The organism is Nitrosospira multiformis (assembly GCF_900111585.1).
GTDB lineage: Bacteria > Pseudomonadota > Gammaproteobacteria > Burkholderiales > Nitrosomonadaceae > Nitrosospira > Nitrosospira multiformis_B.
On the sequence record NZ_FOHI01000001.1, the window covers coordinates 376,821 to 394,398 of the forward strand.

Annotated in this window: 18 protein-coding genes; 15 read left to right on the forward strand and 3 right to left on the reverse strand. The window is 51.9% G+C overall.

Annotated features, from left to right (window positions below):
- Nucleotides 1–129: 129 nt before the first annotated feature.
- On the forward strand, nt 130–516 hold the full coding sequence (locus BMW46_RS15025) for a hypothetical protein (protein ID WP_143049066.1): 387 nt from the start codon (nt 130–132) through the stop codon (nt 514–516).
- Nucleotides 517–632: 116 nt separating this feature from the next.
- Here BMW46_RS15025 and BMW46_RS01810 read toward each other — a convergent pair whose 3' ends face one another.
- Nucleotides 633–1,919 (reverse strand): NAD(P)/FAD-dependent oxidoreductase, encoded by a 1,287-nt coding sequence (locus tag BMW46_RS01810; protein ID WP_218141738.1) that lies wholly within the window; start codon nt 1,917–1,919, stop codon nt 633–635.
- Nucleotides 1,920–2,184: 265 nt separating this feature from the next.
- On the opposite strand from BMW46_RS01810, the gene BMW46_RS01815 reads away from it, so the two are divergent.
- Nucleotides 2,185–2,487 carry a hypothetical protein gene (locus BMW46_RS01815; RefSeq protein WP_143049067.1) on the forward strand — a complete coding sequence of 101 codons (303 nt, stop codon included), beginning with the start codon at nt 2,185–2,187 and terminating at the stop codon, nt 2,485–2,487.
- 1,228 nt (nt 2,488–3,715) lie between these two features.
- On the opposite strand, the gene BMW46_RS01825 is transcribed toward BMW46_RS01815, so the two are convergent.
- Nucleotides 3,716–3,946: a YfbU family protein gene (locus tag BMW46_RS01825; RefSeq protein WP_074703996.1), complete on the reverse strand. Its 231-nt coding sequence runs from the start codon at nt 3,944–3,946 to the stop codon at nt 3,716–3,718.
- A 413-nt stretch (nt 3,947–4,359) separates the two neighbouring features.
- Here BMW46_RS01825 and BMW46_RS01830 point away from each other — a divergent pair, with 413 nt between their 5' ends.
- The 13 genes from BMW46_RS01830 (at nt 4,360) to BMW46_RS01895 (ending at nt 16,343) form a co-directional block, all read left to right on the forward strand.
- Nucleotides 4,360–4,641 (forward strand): hypothetical protein, encoded by a 282-nt coding sequence (locus BMW46_RS01830; RefSeq protein WP_074703997.1) that lies wholly within the window; start codon nt 4,360–4,362, stop codon nt 4,639–4,641.
- A 645-nt stretch (nt 4,642–5,286) separates the two neighbouring features.
- On the forward strand, nt 5,287–6,021 hold the full coding sequence (locus BMW46_RS01840) for a Stp1/IreP family PP2C-type Ser/Thr phosphatase (RefSeq protein WP_074703999.1): 735 nt from the start codon (nt 5,287–5,289) through the stop codon (nt 6,019–6,021).
- Between the two features lie 188 nt (nt 6,022–6,209).
- Nucleotides 6,210–7,406 carry an ADP-forming succinate--CoA ligase subunit beta gene (gene sucC, locus BMW46_RS01845; RefSeq protein WP_074704001.1) on the forward strand — a complete coding sequence of 399 codons (1,197 nt, stop codon included), beginning with the start codon at nt 6,210–6,212 and terminating at the stop codon, nt 7,404–7,406.
- A gap of 28 nt (nt 7,407–7,434) precedes the next feature.
- Nucleotides 7,435–8,313 (forward strand): succinate--CoA ligase subunit alpha, encoded by an 879-nt coding sequence (gene sucD, locus BMW46_RS01850; RefSeq protein ID WP_074704002.1) that lies wholly within the window; start codon nt 7,435–7,437, stop codon nt 8,311–8,313.
- 53 nt (nt 8,314–8,366) lie between these two features.
- Entirely contained in the window at nt 8,367–9,278 is a 912-nt protein-coding gene (locus BMW46_RS01855; protein ID WP_074704003.1) for a CobD/CbiB family protein, read from the forward strand.
- Between the two features lie 75 nt (nt 9,279–9,353).
- Nucleotides 9,354–10,880: a helicase HerA-like C-terminal domain-containing protein gene (locus BMW46_RS01860; RefSeq protein ID WP_074704005.1), complete on the forward strand. Its 1,527-nt coding sequence runs from the start codon at nt 9,354–9,356 to the stop codon at nt 10,878–10,880.
- 65 nt (nt 10,881–10,945) lie between these two features.
- Nucleotides 10,946–11,299, forward strand: coding sequence for a hypothetical protein (locus BMW46_RS01865; RefSeq protein WP_143049068.1), 354 nt, complete (start codon nt 10,946–10,948; stop codon nt 11,297–11,299).
- Between the two features lie 163 nt (nt 11,300–11,462).
- On the forward strand, nt 11,463–12,602 hold the full coding sequence (locus tag BMW46_RS01870) for a D-alanyl-D-alanine carboxypeptidase family protein (protein ID WP_074704008.1): 1,140 nt from the start codon (nt 11,463–11,465) through the stop codon (nt 12,600–12,602).
- Nucleotides 12,603–12,633: 31 nt separating this feature from the next.
- Nucleotides 12,634–13,494, forward strand: coding sequence for a D-amino acid aminotransferase (locus tag BMW46_RS01875; protein WP_074704009.1), 861 nt, complete (start codon nt 12,634–12,636; stop codon nt 13,492–13,494).
- A gap of 5 nt (nt 13,495–13,499) precedes the next feature.
- Complete coding sequence (locus tag BMW46_RS01880) at nt 13,500–13,829, forward strand: YbeD family protein (protein ID WP_074704011.1); 330 nt, start codon at nt 13,500–13,502, stop codon at nt 13,827–13,829.
- Nucleotides 13,830–13,885: 56 nt separating this feature from the next.
- Nucleotides 13,886–14,548 carry a lipoyl(octanoyl) transferase LipB gene (gene lipB / locus BMW46_RS01885; protein ID WP_074704013.1) on the forward strand — a complete coding sequence of 221 codons (663 nt, stop codon included), beginning with the start codon at nt 13,886–13,888 and terminating at the stop codon, nt 14,546–14,548.
- Nucleotides 14,549–14,637: 89 nt separating this feature from the next.
- A complete protein-coding gene (gene lipA / locus BMW46_RS01890; RefSeq protein ID WP_074704014.1) occupies nt 14,638–15,588 on the forward strand; it encodes a lipoyl synthase in 951 nt (316 codons plus the stop codon).
- Nucleotides 15,589–15,662: 74 nt separating this feature from the next.
- On the forward strand, nt 15,663–16,343 hold the full coding sequence (locus BMW46_RS01895; RefSeq protein WP_074704016.1) for a DUF4197 domain-containing protein: 681 nt from the start codon (nt 15,663–15,665) through the stop codon (nt 16,341–16,343).
- A 20-nt stretch (nt 16,344–16,363) separates the two neighbouring features.
- Here BMW46_RS01895 and BMW46_RS01900 read toward each other — a convergent pair whose 3' ends face one another.
- On the reverse strand, nt 16,364–17,407 hold the full coding sequence (locus BMW46_RS01900; RefSeq protein WP_081355622.1) for a DUF6607 family protein: 1,044 nt from the start codon (nt 17,405–17,407) through the stop codon (nt 16,364–16,366).
- Between the last annotated feature and the right edge of the window lie 171 nt (nt 17,408–17,578).

A 17,578-nucleotide genomic window follows, 5' to 3' on the forward strand; every position in this document is an offset into this window, starting at 1 on the left:
TTGTGTATTCGCTTCTTTTATGCCAAAAGCACATCTATATGCTTTGTGCGTAAACGAACGGAACATATTAAAAGCTGGAGTAGGATGTTGATACAGCAATTTTGCTGTATTGATATGAAGGAGTAATAAATGAAGCACATTTCCATTCTAAAAAACGCTACTTCGTCCATCCTTATGGCTGGCTTGGTAGCAGGGTTGGTTGGCTTTGCTCATGCGCAAACCAGCGGTTCTAGTGGCTCGGGTCAAGGGGGTGGCGCAATGTCCGGACAGGGCGGTTCAACATCCGGAGAAGCGATTACGGGACAAAGGAACCCGCAGGGTGACGGCACCACGGACAATACCGGGAAAGGCACATCCGGACAGGACGATTCCTACTCAATGTCTCCGAGAAAGAAAGGATCCGGATCAAGTGGCCAGCAAAGAGGGCCGGGTTCATCTGGCTCTGGTTCGGGCGGATCGCAGGGTTCTGGTAGTTCTGGTGGTTCCGGAGGATCGGCAGGCGGTGGCGGATATTAAGAGCTTTGGGTTTTGGGGGGTATGAATGCTCCCCTCAAGGTTTTTGCTTTTGCAGTTGGCTACAATGGAATTGATCTTGAGGGCTCCTCCCATCGTCGTTAACAAGCGGGGTGCAATCATTCATTCCTGCTGCTCTGTTGATCTGCTCGAGGCCTGATAATCATTCTCAAGGATTGATCTTTGGTGAAAAAAGCAACTGCCCAGTTTGCTAATGTCATAAACCGGTTGCGATAAGTGACAAGAGAAAAAAGGTGTACAAATAACCAGATTCCCCACGCCATGAATCCCTCAAGATGCAAGGCGGGTTTGGGAAAGTCGGCCACAGCCTTGTTTCTCCCGATAATAGCCAGCGATCCTTTGTCATTGTATGCAAACGGTGTCAAAGGTTGGTTACGGATGACGGCAACAAGATTGGCAGCCAGGTTTTTGCCTTGCTGAAGCGCTACTTGTGCAAGCTGGGGATGTCCCTGGGGAAAATTTTTATCCGAGGTCAGCAGGCAACTATCGCCTATGGCGTAAATGTTCCCTGTTCCACTGACTTTGTTATATTCATTTACCAGCAGACGGTTACCTCGTCCATAACATTCCTGAGGCAGGCCTTCGAATATCTTCCCAGTCACGCCTGCAGTCCACAGCAGGATTTGCGTCTCTAGGGTTTTTCCGTCGGAGAAAATCACTGTATCGTTTATGTAATTCTTCACCTGGGTATTTAGATGTATTTCAACGCCCATTTTCAGCAGCACTTCGTAGGTGTATTTTTGCGATTGAACGCTCATGGCGCCCAATAGAGCGGATGCACTGTCAACAAGGTGAATCCGTGGCTGGAGACCGGTCAATTCAGGGTAATCCCTGTGCAGGATTCTCTTGCGCATCTCTGCCAACATGCCCGCAATTTCCACTCCCGTCGGACCACCGCCGGCAATCACGACCGAAAACAGCTTTTTCCTCCTTATTTCGTCAAGCTCAATAGTTACTTCTTCCATTTTTTGAAGCATGTAATTTCGTATTTCTATAGCATCATCCGCCGTCTTCATGGGTAACGCAGTCCGACGGATATTTTCTATGCCAAAATAATTGGGCTCGGTACCCGTGGCGAGAACAAGATAATCGAAGGCCAACTCGCCCGTGGACAGGAGTACCTTGTTGTCTTCAGGCATCACCTTTTGCAGCTTGCCCAGCCGGAAGTGGACATTCGCCTTGCCATGGAAAAATTTTCGGAAGGGGTAGGCAATATTGGACACGTCCAGGAAGCCGGTCGCAACCTGATACAGAAGCGGAGGAAAAAGATGATAGTTATTCATGTCAACCAGCGTCACATCAAATTCCTCTTTCCCAGCCAAATGCTTGCTCAAGTTTAGTCCAGCAAAGCCGCCACCGATAATAGTGATTTTTGTTTTCATCATGGGGTAATTGACAGAGATGAATAGGAAGGTAGCTCCAGTTCTCTATCAATGCCACAATCTGGAGCAGAAGATTCGAGCATGATGCGTAATTTTTTGATCTTCATCCACTAGAAAAGTCAGGGGGCACTGTTTGGAGCGAAAGGTGTACGGTACCGTACAGAATTAGCTAAAAAACAGCTGTAGTTTTAATTTCCAAATTTGGCTAAACAGGGTGAGGTAGATTATGAGATACGATTTCGTTTTTAGAAATTTGATAGGATCAATTTTGATCACGGCTATGGCGTTTGGAGCCGCTACGTTAGTCCAAGCTGAGAAAAACCCTTCCACTGACACGGGTAGTTCGTCATCCGGCTCGCCTAAAAAGGAACAGAAATCTGCGGGTCAATCAAAGGCTACGCCATCCAAAAAGCAAGACAACTCCGCGCAAGCACAGGACAACTACAGTTACGGCAAAGACCAGACAGCCGACTACTGGAAGGCACAAGGCATCAGCGCTCATGTATATGGCAAGGATGCTGCGAGCGACTACTGGATATCTCAAGGGAAGACGCACACCGGAGGGGATTGAGCGAGGTTGGACATGAAAGAAACCCAAGCCCCTATAGGACAAGGAGCTTGGGGTGGGTAGATAATGGCGTCACGTTATCGTCCCACATGCCAATACTATCCTTTTGCTGATTATCTTATTGGCGAATAAAAGTCGCTTCAGCGGTGCTATTCCATGGATTGATTCTCTTTTAAAACTGAAAAAAAGCCCGGCGTGAACCGGGCTAGGGGAGCTGCATTGGATTCGTTTCCCTGTTTTTGGGAGGAGGGAAACGAGTAGGAAGTTTAACCGGGCGAATAAAATATTACCGTTAAATAATTAACACAACCTGAAAAAACCGGTGGAAGAATGTGGGGCAATAAAACCTCCCCCGAAGGAGGTTGCGGTTATTTCTCATTTTCAAGTACTGTCACTCTTTTACACGCGTCCGCTGCCTGTTTGGTGGAGGCATTTCAATATCGACGCTTTTCCCCGAGGAAAACAGTCTTATTCTGTTCGATATTTTCCACCTCGGGTTTGAGATTGGCGTTCTCGATGGCGACTGAACGGTGCGATGTGATGTGTATTGCACCCGGAACTTGTGACCGGTAGACAGGTGCTGTCAGCGTACACTTCCCTGAATTGCAGCAATTGCAGTGCGCGTCAGCCTGCGTGTGAGGTTTTCGGAATGGAGAGATTTTTCTTCACAGCCTTCTGTCCTCGCTGCAATTTCTCCTCTCTCTTTTCCAAAACAGCTTCTCATTTTCCTGTGAAACTTCGTTACAAGAAGCCGATGCTCTTGCTTCTTGAGCTTGAGCATCGGCTGATTGATTTGAGTGAACTTTGAGTTCTAGTATTGTGGATCAGTATTATTTTTCTCTCCGTCCTTCCTTGGACATGAAATACCAGACAGCAACAGCACCTATACCTACTACGAGAATCGCCATTTCCATGATAACCCCCTTTCAGAATCAAGATGATATGCTAAAAGATCAACTTGATGACCGGCTAAATAATGTCAGGCCACCAAGATCTACACAAGCGGACATAAAAAAACGATTGCCCGCATGATATTTGAGACGCGGCTCAGAGTAAAAGTTCCTATATTTCTATAAATTTTCGTAAAAAATGTGAGTTCAATCCAGACAAAGATCAGCGGGATTGGATAATGATTTTGCTGGCAAAAAACCGGGTGACGGGTTTTGCATAATTGAAGTCTCAAGAAGATAAAGGACTGAATTTATAGCTGATGTTTCCCTGAGCTTAGATCCTACTCTATGAGAGTCCACATATTGAGGATATCGACTACCTGGTTTTCTCGCAGATTATTTTTTCCGGATAACGCAGAAACGCGGTCGTATTCCCATTTCAATGCCCAAGGGTGATCATGGGAAATCGCATTTTTCACAAGGGCCGGGTCAATACTGCCCTCCACCTTAAGTTTTTCGAAGACCTCACTCAGCATTAATAGAATCAGTTTTTCACCATCACTCAGCTTCATTTTTCCCTCCCTGCTCTGTTAACACGCTTTCATCTTATAGAGTTCAAGACCCATTACCATTGGCCTGAAGTACATTGTACGGAAGTACAACATCTTCCCGTTGAAGGCTGCGGGGTATACCGAGGACAGATGAGCGCCCTCCTTGCAGTTTTCGTTATGAGTGCTGTTGGATGCTGTTGCCGATGGACTGCTCTCGCTCGCGGTCTTCTGAGCAGTCTGTAACCGAGGGTGCGTTAGCGCACTGAGGATTTCAGAGAAAGGAGTATATATATTGTCCCTGCAAGCGTATTGCAGCCCGGCCAAAATTCGCCAGCCTACCGCTTGGAGGATCCAATGTTAGAAAGCATTACCTGTATTCGTCACCGAAACTTACATTATTTCATCTGCCACCCATTTACTTATAGGAGTTGGACATGAATAAACTCACATCGATAGTTGTTCTGGCGTCCTTCACGGCGGTTTGCAGCTTCAGCGTGCTCGCGGGATCGCATGATTCGGATAAGGGAGCAATGGACAAATCAATGGATAAATCTTATCAAGACATGGGCAAGAAGAACGTCGACAAGAACGCGCCCAGCTCAACCTCTGAGATCATGAAGGAGAAGATGCCCAAGGATTTACCGGAGGGAGTGAAGCAGGAATACAGAGATCAGGAAGTAATGAACAAGAAACCGTATAAGCAGCCGCAGCAATGATATAAAGGATCAGAGGCGATCGTTTCCTGAGAAATCGCCTCTGATTTTTTCAATTCTTTACGGCTTGAATATTTCCGGGTTTGCCTCCCCACCCCCCTGAGATAACCTGCTAATCCTTTCTCCATACGCGACAGCGCATGATCAACCAGAATATAGCGCCTGGATAATCGACCTTGAATTCCACAATGGTGGCGCTGCTGGCGGAACGGGCGTCGTTTGCACATCTGTCAATGGCGGACTGGTCAATGAAGCCTGGTCGTGCACCTTATCGAAGACTTCCCCGATGATGTGGAAGCTGGAGGTTTATCCGATTTGGCGCCCAGTTCGGGAATGGCAATGTCATGCATCGCACCATCGTCGTTGACCAGATTGATCTGAACACTGCGCCCGGGCTTACCTCCAGGTCAGGGTTGATTTTGCCCGGATCGCACCTGATTCACCGACAAATAAGCAGTAAAAAGGTTCTTCGCATGCTTTTTCTCCTCAGGTAAACGGATACAAGACTGCTAAGCTCGTACAGGCAGCGGGATGTTCTTTCTGCCATGCAAGCTCCCCGACAGTCGAGCCCATGCGCTGCTGCAGGCCGAAAGTCGTGGTCAAGGGCGGGGAACACATCGCGCGACCGCAAGTCAAAGGAGGTTATACTTGATCAGCTTACACTCGGCCGGTGCAACCGATGTGGGCCTGTGGCGGGATAACAATGAGGATAGTTATCTGATCATACCACAGGCTCGCGTCCTGGCACTCGCAGACGGCATGGGTGGTGCGGCGGCCGGCGAGGTTGCCAGTCAATATTTTGTCGACATGGTGCGAATCGTATTTTCCGAACTGGCTTCGCCCTCGAAAGATACCGTTCCTGATCGCATTCAGCATGTATTCGAGTCGGCAAATGCGTGTATGCTCGAACACATCATCCAGCACCCGGCCGATGCAGGAATGGGATGCACAGCAGATCTTCTCGTGTTCGACGGCGAGCGGTATATTATCGGCCACGTGGGCGATAGCAGAGTTTATCTGCTGCGCGACGGAAGACTGCAGCAGTTGACTAAAGATCATTCGTTGGTACAGTCACAGGTGGATAGGGGCATGCTCACGCCCGAGGAGGCAAAGCATCACTTCCGAAAAAACATTCTCCTGCGCGCCGTGGGAACCGATTTGTCGATGGCATGCGATATCGTGCAAGGGGCGGTGCTTGGCAGCGATATTTTTTTATTGTGTTCGGATGGATTGACCGACATGGTGGAGAATGCAGACATCGAAATTGTGCTCGCTTCCGCGGAATCTCTTGAGCAAAAAGTGGAGAGACTGATCTCGGCAGCTTTGGAAGCTGGGGGAAAAGACAATGTCACCGTGATTCTCTGTGAAGTAGAGGATGTGTAGATTGCGGTTGAAGGCGGCAATTATCGACAATTGCTGGCAATTGGCAATTGTCAGTTGTTATCCGTAATCCAGAGGGGCAGCTGCCGTTCGAGCGGGCGAGGAAGCAGGATGTTCAACCTCTCTTCCTCTCCTCGTAACGCCAACACAGCTATTGAGCTATACTCCCTATTCACGTCGTTGGAGGTATCATGAAAATCCATGAATACCAGGCCAAACATATCCTGCATCAGTTTGGTATACCCATACCTCGAGGACATTCCTGCTTCAGCGTGGATGAAGCAGTAGCAGCCGCTAAAAAACTGGGTGGAAGCACATGGGTGGTCAAGGCCCAAATCCATGCAGGGGGACGCGGGAAGGGTGGCGGGGTGAAGATCGCCAGATCGCTTGACGAGGTGAAACAATTTGCCGGGAAAATACTCGGCATGACGCTCGTCACGCCACAGACGGGTTCGCAGGGTCAGGTTGTACGACGGCTGCTGATCGAACAGGGCCTTGATATCAGGAAGGAGTTTTACATCGGACTGGTGGTGGATCGGGGTCGCCGCCGTGTCTGCCTGATGGCGAGTGCCGAAGGGGGGATGGACATCGAGCAGGTCGCTGCCGATCATCCGGAAAAGATCCACAAAGTGTATATCGCTCCGGGGACGGGACTGACCGCTACGGAAGCGGAAGATATCACGAGCAGGATCGGCTTTTCCGGTGCGGCAGTGGCGGAAACGGCTGCACTGTTGCAGAATTTATATCGCGCTTACGACAGCACGGACGCATCGCTCGTCGAAATCAATCCGCTGATACTCACCGGCGAAAATCGCATTGTCGCGCTCGATGCGAAGGTGAATTTTGACGATAACGCGCTGTTCAGGCACCCCGATATCGCCGACTTGCGTGATCTTGACGAAGAAGATGCGGCAGAGATCGAGGCATCCAGATACGGTCTTTCCTACATTTCGCTCGATGGCAATATAGGTTGCCTGGTAAATGGCGCCGGTCTTGCGATGGCTACCATGGATATCATCAAGTTCTGCGGAGGAAACCCAGCCAATTTTCTCGACGTGGGAGGAGGCGCAACCACTGAAAAAGTCACGGAAGCATTCAAGCTGATGCTGCGCAATCCGAGGCTGCAAGCCATACTGATCAATATATTCGGTGGCATCATGAAATGTGATGTCATCGCAGAGGGAGTAGTGACAGCAGCGCGTGAAGTGAGGTTGAATGTTCCCCTGGTGGTTCGTCTCGAAGGCACGAATGCGGATATCGGGAAAAAAATCCTGACCGAATCAGGTCTTGCCATCATTTCAGCCGCGAATATGGCGGATGCCGCGGAAAAGGCTGTTACCGCAGCCGCATCAGCCGCTTCGGCCGCCATGCCGGCCACAGGGTCGTGAACAGAATCGGCAAACGAGGGAAATCAGTATGTCGATCCTGATCGACCGTAACACTCGTATCATGACGCAGGGGATTACCGGCAAGACCGGGCAATTCCACACGCGGATGTGTCGCGATTATGCTTATGGAAAAGAATGCTTTGTTGCCGGAGTCAATCCGAAGAAAGGGGGCGAGGATTTTGACGGCATCCCGATTTTCGGCACGGTAGAGGAAGCAAAGCAGGCAACAGGAGCCACCGTTTCTGTAATCTATGTACCGCCACCGTTTGCCGCCGCCGCAATCGATGAAGCGGTGGATGCGGAACTGAATCTGGTAATCTGTATTACCGAAGGTATCCCTGTACGCGATATGATACGTACCTGCCACAGGATGGAAGGACGAAAAACGCGGCTGGTAGGACCGAATTGTCCCGGCATCATTACGCCCGACGAGATCAAGATCGGCATCATGCCAGGTTACATTCATCGAAAGGGACGCGTCGGCGTAGTCTCCCGTTCCGGGACACTGACTTACGAAGCGGTGGCGCAACTGATGGAGCAGGGATTGGGTCAATCCACCTGCATCGGTATCGGCGGCGACCCGGTGAATGGCTTGAGGCATCTGGATGTGATGAAGCTGTTCAACGAAGATGATGAAACCGAGGCTGTTTTAATGGTGGGAGAAATCGGCGGTACCGATGAGGAGGATTGCGCCCGCTGGGTCAAGGAGAACATGCGTAAACCAGTGGTAGGATATATCGCAGGTTTGACAGCACCTCCCGGCAGACGCATGGGTCACGCCGGCGCCGTTATTTCGGGCGGCCGGGGAACCGCTCAGGAAAAGCTTGCGGTCCTGGAGGAGTGTGGGATTAAAGTCGCGCGAAATCCCGCTGAGATGGGCAAGGTTCTCAAGTCCGCATTGGGTTGAATAATGCTTATCCCTGAAACTGCTTTGAAGGAAAGCAGCATGATTTTCTCGCAATGAATTTTCTTTCGTTGATTTTCGCTCTTCTGCTGGATCAATGGCGCTCCGGCAGTGCGCGCAAACGTATTGTTTCCTCTTTCCTCTCCTATGCCGATTCGCTGGAGCGTCATTTCAACACCGGCATCCATCGGCACGGCATCATTGCCTGGGTGGCCGCGGCAGGGCCTTTCCTTATACTCTCTCTCCTGGTTTATTATTTATTATATGGAGTCAGTCCGCTGCTGGCATGGGCGTGGAATGTGGGAATACTTTATCTCACCACGAGTTTTCGCCAGTTCAGCTATTCCCTGACTGAAATAAAGGAGGCGCTCAGGAACGAAGATTTGCCGCTTGCACGCGATCTCTTGAAGGAATACTACGGGATGGAGGCGGAGGGTGCCAGCAGTGAGGATATTTCGCGGATTGCCATCGAGCTGGGGTTGATCCATGCTCATCGTAACATGCTTGGCGTCATCGTCTGGTTCACTTTGTTGCCCGGGCCGCTCGGGCCCATGCTCTACCGTCTTGCGGAATTATTGAATGACGCCTGGGGGGAGCGCCCGGATGGTTTTGGTGTTTTTGCGGTAAAGGCGTTTTACGCCATCGATTGGCTGCCCGCGAGGGTAACAGCGCTGAGCTTTGCCATTGCGGGCAACTTCGAGGATGCGGTTTATTGCTGGCGGGCGCAGGCGGCATCGTGGGCGGATCAGAACCAGGGAACCATTCTTGCTAGTGGGGCAGGTGCGCTTGGCGTGCGCCTGGGAGATCCGTTGCGGGAAGAGACCGGGGCATATCACCGTCCCGAGGTAGGCGTGGGTGAAGAAGCCGACATGGATTTTCTGCAGGGCACCGTTGGCCTCATCTGGCGTACTCTGGTGCTATGGCTCGTCCTGCTGCTGTTGCTCGAGATCGCTGGCTGGACGAGGTGAGCAAGTAAGGAAAAACTGATACAGTTCACATAAAGCCAATATACAGAGCTTGTAAGCTGCATTTATGAGGGCACTATGGCACAACCGTTGCTGATCGCGCAATCCGACCATCCCCTTGGTTTATTGCCTGGCTTCGCCAACCGGCATGGCCTGATCACGGGCGCGACCGGCACAGGTAAGACCGTTACGCTCCAGGTGCTGGCAGAACGCTTCTCGTCGATCGGCGTACCCGTATTCATGGCGGACATAAAGGGTGATCTGGCGGGTCTCTCCTTTCCTGGCGCTGATTCAGCCAAAATGAAGGAGCGGCTTGCTCAACTCCACCTTCCGGAACCTGAATGGACTGCATATCCGGTTACGTTTTGGGATATTTATGGAAAAGCCGGACATCCCGTGCGAACCACCATATCCGATATGGGCCCGCTGCTGTTGGGTCGATTATTCAATCTGAACGAAACGCAGCAGGGTGTGCTGACACTGGTATTCAAGATTGCGGATGATAACGGGCTTCTGCTGCTCGACACCAAGGATCTGCGCGCGCTGCTGCAGTTTGTCGGCGACAAGGCGAAGGATTTTACGGTGCAGTACGGTAACATTTCCGCCGCCTCGATCGGTGCCATTCAGCGTTCGCTTCTGCAGATCGAGCAGCAGGGTGGCGATATCCTGTTCGGCGAGCCGATGCTCGATATTCATGACCTGATGCAGGTGGACAGCAGAGGGCGGGGGATGATAAACATTCTCGCAGCCGACAAATTACTGAACGCTCCCAAGTTGTATTCCACCTTTCTGCTGTGGATACTGTCAGAGTTGTTCGAGCATCTTCCTGAAATAGGCGATCCCGAGAAACCGAAATTGATATTTTTCTTTGATGAAGCCCATTTGTTATTCAATGATGCGCCCCGTCCTCTCCTGGAAAAAATAGAACAGGTCGTGAGGTTGATACGATCCAAGGGAGTGGGGGTGTATTTTGTAACGCAAAATCCTCTCGATGTTCCTGAAACCGTTCTGGGACAGCTCGGCAATCGCGTGCAGCACGCCTTGCGCGCGTTTACGCCGCGCGATCAGAAGGCGGTGCGGTCGGCTGCGCAAACCATGCGTGCGAATCCTGATCTGGATACCGAAAAGGTGATCAGTGAACTTTCGGTGGGTGAGGCGCTCGTTTCGTTGCTGGACGAGAAAGGCCGTCCCGCCATGGTTGAGCGGGCGTTTATCTTGCCGCCTCAATCGAGGATAGGATCGATCACCGATGCGGAACGCGCAGGTATCATCAAATCCTCGATAATTTTCGGCCATTACGAGCAACAGGTGGACCGTGAGTCCGCATACGAAATACTCAGAAGCCGGGCTCCGATGACCCAGAATACCGGGAATGAGGAAGCCCCCATCCGTGCTAGGGCAAAAAAGACCGAATCCGAAGAGGGTATGATGGATGCGCTGGGTGATATGCTGCTCGGCAAAACCGGCCCGCGCGGTGGATATAAACCTGGCATTCTCGATACCGCTGCACGCAGCGCGGCGCGCTCCATCGGTTCGCGTGCCGGCCGTGAAATCTTCCGCGGCATTCTGGGAGGCATGTTCGGCGGCAGTAACCGCAGACGTTGAAAAAACAGAATGCGCGACGAACTCAAATGCCTGCAAAATATCTTATTCTGAACGAGGGAAGCACAATGCGAGCAATCGCGGCAATTCTTTTGGTCACCACAATTCTGGGTTGCGCCCCTACCACTACAGGTCAGAAGGACTCGCAACCTCCATCTCCGCCTCCGCCGTCACCTCCGACTTCGACGGCACCTCCGACTTCGACGGCGCCTTCATCCCCGCCACAGCCTACCCGCCGGCCGGTTTACAACCTTACTGGTTATTCGCCCGGTTTCAAGGATGGCTATATCGACGGTTGTGAGACTGCGAAGAAGACTGCAAATGGAGCGAAGGATGAGCAGAGGTTTGCAGAAGACAAGCAGTACCGGCTGGGATGGAGCGACGGGTTCAGTTTGTGCGGGCGTAACCGCGCCGAAAAATAGGATCGGCAAGTCCATCCGGAGCGGAGCATTCTAATTCGTCCGTCTGCTGAAGAGACGGGGGCGGCCTGCAGCCGTGCGGGATAACCTTTGACCGATTCAGAGCCCCGGCGGATAACGTCTTCGATATGGCTGGGATATAATAACGCTTTTTTTGCAGATCGCCATGAGACGCTTGCTTCCTATATCGCTGTGTCTGCTTGCCCTGCCACTGGCTGCTCAGCAACCCCAGTTTCACGCGCCGCCGCAAACTCTCTCCGTCGCCGCCAAGTCTTATATACTTGCCGACCTTCAGAGCGGACAGGTGCTTGTGAGCAAGAATGCCCATGAACGCGTCGATCCGGCATCGCTGACAAAGCTGATGACGGCTTACGTGGTTTTTGCAGCCCTGTATCAGAAACGTGTTACCTTGACGCAAGCTGTGCCAGTCTCGACACGTGCATGGCGGGCGCAAGGCTCCCGCATGTTCATCGAGCCGAAGAAACCGGTAACGGTCGATGAATTGATGCGTGGCATGATCGTGCAGTCAGGAAACGATGCGTCCATTGCACTGGCGGAGGCCGTTTCAGGGTCAGAGGAGGCATTCGCTCAAGCGATGAACAAGGAGGCGGCGCGCATGGGCATGAAGAACACCCGTTTTGCCAATTCAACCGGACTTCCGGACCCGGATCATTACACCACCGCGTACGATCTCGCCTTGCTCGCAACCGCTATCATCCGCGATTTTCCGGAATATTATCCACTCTATTCCCTTAAGGAATATACCTATAACAAAATCACCCAGGCGAACCGGAACCGCTTGCTCTGGCTTGACCCGAATGTCGACGGGATGAAGACAGGACATACTGACGCAGCCGGTTACTGCCTCATTACTTCAGCCAGGCGGGGACAGCGTCGGTTGGTTGCGGTAGTGATGGGAACCGCATCGGAGAGCGCGCGCGCGATGGAAAGCCAGCGGCTACTGAATTATGGTTTTCAGTTCTACGATACGGTTCGTCTCTATCCGGGAGAGCAGGAAGTGGTTGCCATTCCATTATGGAAAGGCGCCCAGGACAAACTCAGGACGGGATTCGGAAATGATGTTTATTTTTCGCTTCCCCGCCATCAGACTGACAGGCTTAAGGCCAGGATGGAATATAAGCAGCCACTTCTCGCTCCTGTCGCTGCGGGTCAAAAAGTTGGCACGGTGAAGTTTATGCTCGAAGGGAAGCAGGTGGTTGAACATCCGCTGGTAGCGCTCGAAACCGTCAGCGCCGCGAATATTTTTGGCCGGGCATGGGATAGCATGCGGCTTCTGTTTAACTAGAAGCAAAAACCCCGGACTATCCAGGCTGATCATGATCTATCTCAACGGCGATTTCCTCAGAATTGAAGAAGCACGCATCTCTGTGCTGGATAGAGGTTTTATTTTTGGTGACGGGGTATATGAGGTTATTCCTGTCTATTCCCGCAAACCTTTCCGTCTGGCTGAGCATCTGCGCCGGCTCCAGCATAGCCTCGATGGTATTCGCCTGCAAAATCCGCATTCGGACAGCGAATGGACACATTTGCTGGAACAAATCGTCGCCTTGAATGAGGGTGAGGATCAGTATATCTACCTGCATATTACCCGCGGTGTCGCCCGGCGCGACCATGCCTTTCCACAAGGCGTCGCGCCTACTGTCTTCATTATGAGCAATCCGTTGCTGACGCCACCCCCCGGGTTGTTGCATACCGGCGTGGTAGCGATTTCAGCCGAGGATAACCGATGGTTGCGCTGCGATATCAAGGCAATCTCGCTTCTGCCCAACGTATTGCTGCGGCAGATGGCGATCGATGAAGGCGCCCTGGAAACGGTGTTGTTTCGTGACGGTTTCATGACTGAGGGGGCGGCAAGCAATATCTTTGTCGTAAGAGGTGGAATTCTGCTGGCTCCGCCCAAAAACCACCTGATGCTCCCGGGCATCACCTATGACATAGTGCTGGAACTGGCACAGGCGAATGGCATTCCCCATGAAGTTCGCGCGATTACGGAACATGAGGTGCGCACCGCCGAGGAACTTTTGCTGACATCCTCGACCAAAGAAATCATGCCGATTACCCGTCTCGATAACCAACCGGTGGGTGAGGGAAAACCCGGCAAAATATTTGCATTGTTTTATCAGCTCTACCAGAGTTATAAACAAACCACTATGCGAGGCAACTCTTCGATATCCTGAAGGTCGTGAAACCTGTGACTTCGTCTGACGAGAGCACCCTGATTGAATATCCTTGCGATTTCCCGATTAAAATCATGGGACGTGTCGGATCGCCGTCCGGCATTCCACCCAGTGCCGCAACACTGGAATACCGGCGGCAGGATTTTTCACAGAACGTACTGGCGATTGTGAAGCGCCACGCTCCGGACTTTGACGAGGCGACCATGGAGGTAAGAATCAGCAGAAAAAGCAATTATCTCAGCCTCACGTGCACGATTCGCGCTGTTTCTCGCGAACAACTGGATGCGCTATATCAGGAACTGTGCGATCATCCCACCGTGGTAATGGTACTTTAGCGAGTTTCTGATTCCTGTTCCGCGATTCATGTTCCGGATTCCGGAAGCTTCTATCCGTGATACAGCCCGTTAGCCTGGAGTCTGCGCCCTCTCCCGTGCACAGGATTACTTCAGGACTTGAAATCAGATATGCTGCTGTGATGGATTATCTTTCCAGCTGGCAGGCGATGAAGGCGTTCACGGCAAGTCGCACGCAAAATACCCCTGACGAAATCTGGTTGCTGCAACATTGGCCGGTCTATACCCAGGGTGTTGCCGGCAAACCCGAGCATTTGCTCTACAATCCAGGCATTCCCGTAGTACGCACGGATCGTGGTGGTCAAATCACCTATCATGGTCCGGGTCAGATTATTGCGTATCTGTTGCTGGATATGCGGCGCCTCAAGTTAGGCGTGCGCGACCTGGTCAGAAAAATGGAGGGTGCCGTGGTAGACTTGCTGGATGAGTATCGTGTCGATGCCTGCGGCAACGAGGATGCGCCGGGTGTGTACGTTGGCGGAGCAAAAATCGCGGCACTGGGGCTGAAGATAAAAAATGGATGCTGCTACCATGGCCTGGCTCTGAATGTCAGCATGGACCTTACCCCGTTTATGGCTATCAACCCTTGTGGCTATGCGGGATTAAGGGTTACGCAAACCAGCGATCTCGGTATAACCGACCGGCTGGAAACGCTGCAAGGAAAGCTTGCCGAAAAACTGAAGGCCAGGCTGAAGCAATGATTTCGAGAATATTTTAAAGATGGATATCAACCGATCCGGATATTCCGGATTGATATGAATCAATATCAAGAAGACGTTTCTTCCTTATCATGACAATTGAAAGTCGCCAGAAAGGCGTTGCAAAAACCGCGCGCAATCCGGTCAAAATCGCGCCGCAATCTCCCGATCAGTTGCTGCGTAAACCTTCCTGGATCAGAGTGCGATCCTCCAACAGCCAGGAGTTTTATGAGGTCAAGCGGATTTTGCGGGAGCAGAAGCTGCACACGGTATGTGAGGAAGCTTCCTGTCCCAATATTGGCGAATGCTTCGGCAAAGGCACTGCAACTTTCATGATATTGGGCGATCTCTGTACCCGTCGCTGCCCTTTCTGCGATGTGGCCCATGGCCGGCCGCGTCCTCCGGACCCCGAAGAACCTCTGCACCTCGCGCAATCCATTGCCGCCATGAAGTTGAAATATGTAGTTATCACCAGCGTTGACCGTGATGATCTCAGGGACGGCGGAGCTCAGCATTTCGTGGATTGCATCCGCGAGGTTCGAGCCCATTCGCCGCAAACAAAGATAGAGATTCTGGTGCCGGATTTTCGCGGGAGACTGGATATTGCCCTGGAAAAATTATTCGTCTGCCCGCCCGATGTTATGAACCACAATCTCGAAACGGTACCTCGCCTCTACCGGCAGTGCCGTCCGGGTGCGGACTACATGCATTCGCTCCGGTTATTGAAGGACTTCAAGGCACGTTTTCCGGGCATCCCCACCAAATCCGGATTGATGCTGGGACTGGGAGAAACTGACGAGGAGATCCTCGAGGTGATGCGCGACTTGCGCGAGCATGATGTCGAGATGCTTACCCTTGGCCAGTATCTGCAGCCAAGCATCGGGCATCTTCCTGTCATGCGTTATGTCACTCCGGGGGCATTCAAGGAATTTGAACGCGCCGCGATCGAAATGGGTTTCAGCAATGCCGCTTGCGGACCCATGGTCCGATCCAGCTATCATGCAGATCAGCAGGCGCATGAGGCAGGCATCATGCAGAGGTAGCGGTTTTAGCGAAGAGAATCAGCGAGGAGAGGAATTTCAAGGCCGGTTATGCAAACCCGACAGGAGTTACTCCAATGCGCATCATTCCTGCTATTGTTGTCTGCTTTTTGGCTTCCATCCCTGTTTCCGCTGCAGCAAGTGATACCCTTGCAGATGAAGAGGCGGCCGATGGTCTGAAGCAAGCACTTACACTGAGTGTGAATGCGGCAATAGATACACTGGGAGTTCCAAACGGTTTTCTCCATAGCCCCAAAGCAAAAATCCCATTACCTGTCTCTCTGCAGAAAGCAGAGGGTTTGATGCGCTCCGTGGGTATGAACAAACATGCTGATGGGTTGATCGCGGCCATGAACCACGCCGCCGAAACGGCGGCGGCGGAAGGACGGGCCCTGCTGATAGATGCGGTGCAGAATATGCCTGTGGAAGATGCGAAAGCGATACTTGCAGTCGGAGACGACGGAGCGACGCAGTACTTCCGTAACACCTCATCCGCCTCGCTTTCCGACCGATTTTTGCCGATTGTAAAAAAAGCCACCGAGCAGGCGGGCGTGCTGAAAAAATACAATGACTTTGCCGGGAAGGGCGCGAAGCTCGGATTGATTTCGGAAAAGCATGCAAATATAGAAAACCATGTCACCGAAAAAACCCTGGACGGAATTTATCTGTTGATGGCAGAGAAGGAGCAGGCCATACGCGACAACCCCGCGGATCAGGATAGCGAACTGGTCCGCAGGGTGTTTGGCACGCTCAAGTAGATGGCTCCGGAGCTGCCTGCTTATCTGAGGCTGGTTTGTGTCTTCCTGACGTTGACGTATTTGCTGAAGATATCTTCGAGCTTTTTCTGGTAGATATCGCCCTTCGGGTTTTTCCTGTACGCATCGGCGAGATCGAGGACCGCCATGTTGAAGGACTCATCACCAGGGACAACCGATAGCGTAATTGCGCCATGAGTGGCGAACTCGTTTTCCCACCGTTTGCGCACATCTGCCCAGAAGGCGGAAGTATCGTTCCAGTAGTTTATCGCAGGTTGAAAGTTATAACCTTTGATCCGACGGTATTCATTGAAGCCGAACTCGCGTACCAATACCGCATCCTTATCATCTTTCGTCTGGATGACCTTGGTATTGTCCTGCTCATGAGTCCACCCCTGAGGTGCAATAGTATGGCGATTCTCCGTATTGATGATCTGGTAGTCGCTGCGCTTGGTGTACTCGCGGCGCGGTAATGGTCGCCAGTTGCGCTCCGAAGTCCAGGTCGATACATCGTATCGATGGTTCCATTTGCCATTGCCCGAGTAGCGTGGTGCGTCGTTTACTTCGTAAACCAGTTGTGTCCATGTTCCTGGTATTTCAGCAGGGTCACGTTTTTGTTGCTCGAACCGCTGGCTGCCGGTGTAGACCCAGCGCGTCGGTGCTTCATAGACCCAGTCCTGGCGCCAGTGCTTGGTAACTGTGCCATCCCCCATCACCAGGATGTGCTGCAGTGAAATCTTGCGGCCAGTATCTTCCACTAAGAGCACGAACTCGAATCCCATGCTGCGCTTCGGTTCCGAACGCTTGTAGCCCGGTTGCAGTATGACAGTTTCGTCGAATTTAAACTGGACTTCATATCCACCCTGCATAGCGAGTATAGCGCGCCGGTCGCAATCAAAAGGCTTTTCACCCTCTGCGCATCCCGCGACCAGCCGTTCTATGGTCGGGTAGGCGGATTCAGCGGATTTTGCGGATGGGCTGCTTGTCAGCAGGGGAACTTTGCCTGCGCAAGCGCTGAGCAGTGACAGCGCAAGCAAGCTCGCGGCCAGAGTAAGCGAACGTTTCATAAATATTTCCTCATACAAATGCAAATGTGGTACCTGAAAGGTGACGTTTGAGGCTTAAAGGCGTTCAGCCTGACAGGCCGACAGGTTAGCAGTTTAAACCAGGTTTGTGTCTGATTCCCGTATTCGCGCTGTCATACCAGCTGCTCGTTATGATAAGAGCATGGGGGATTT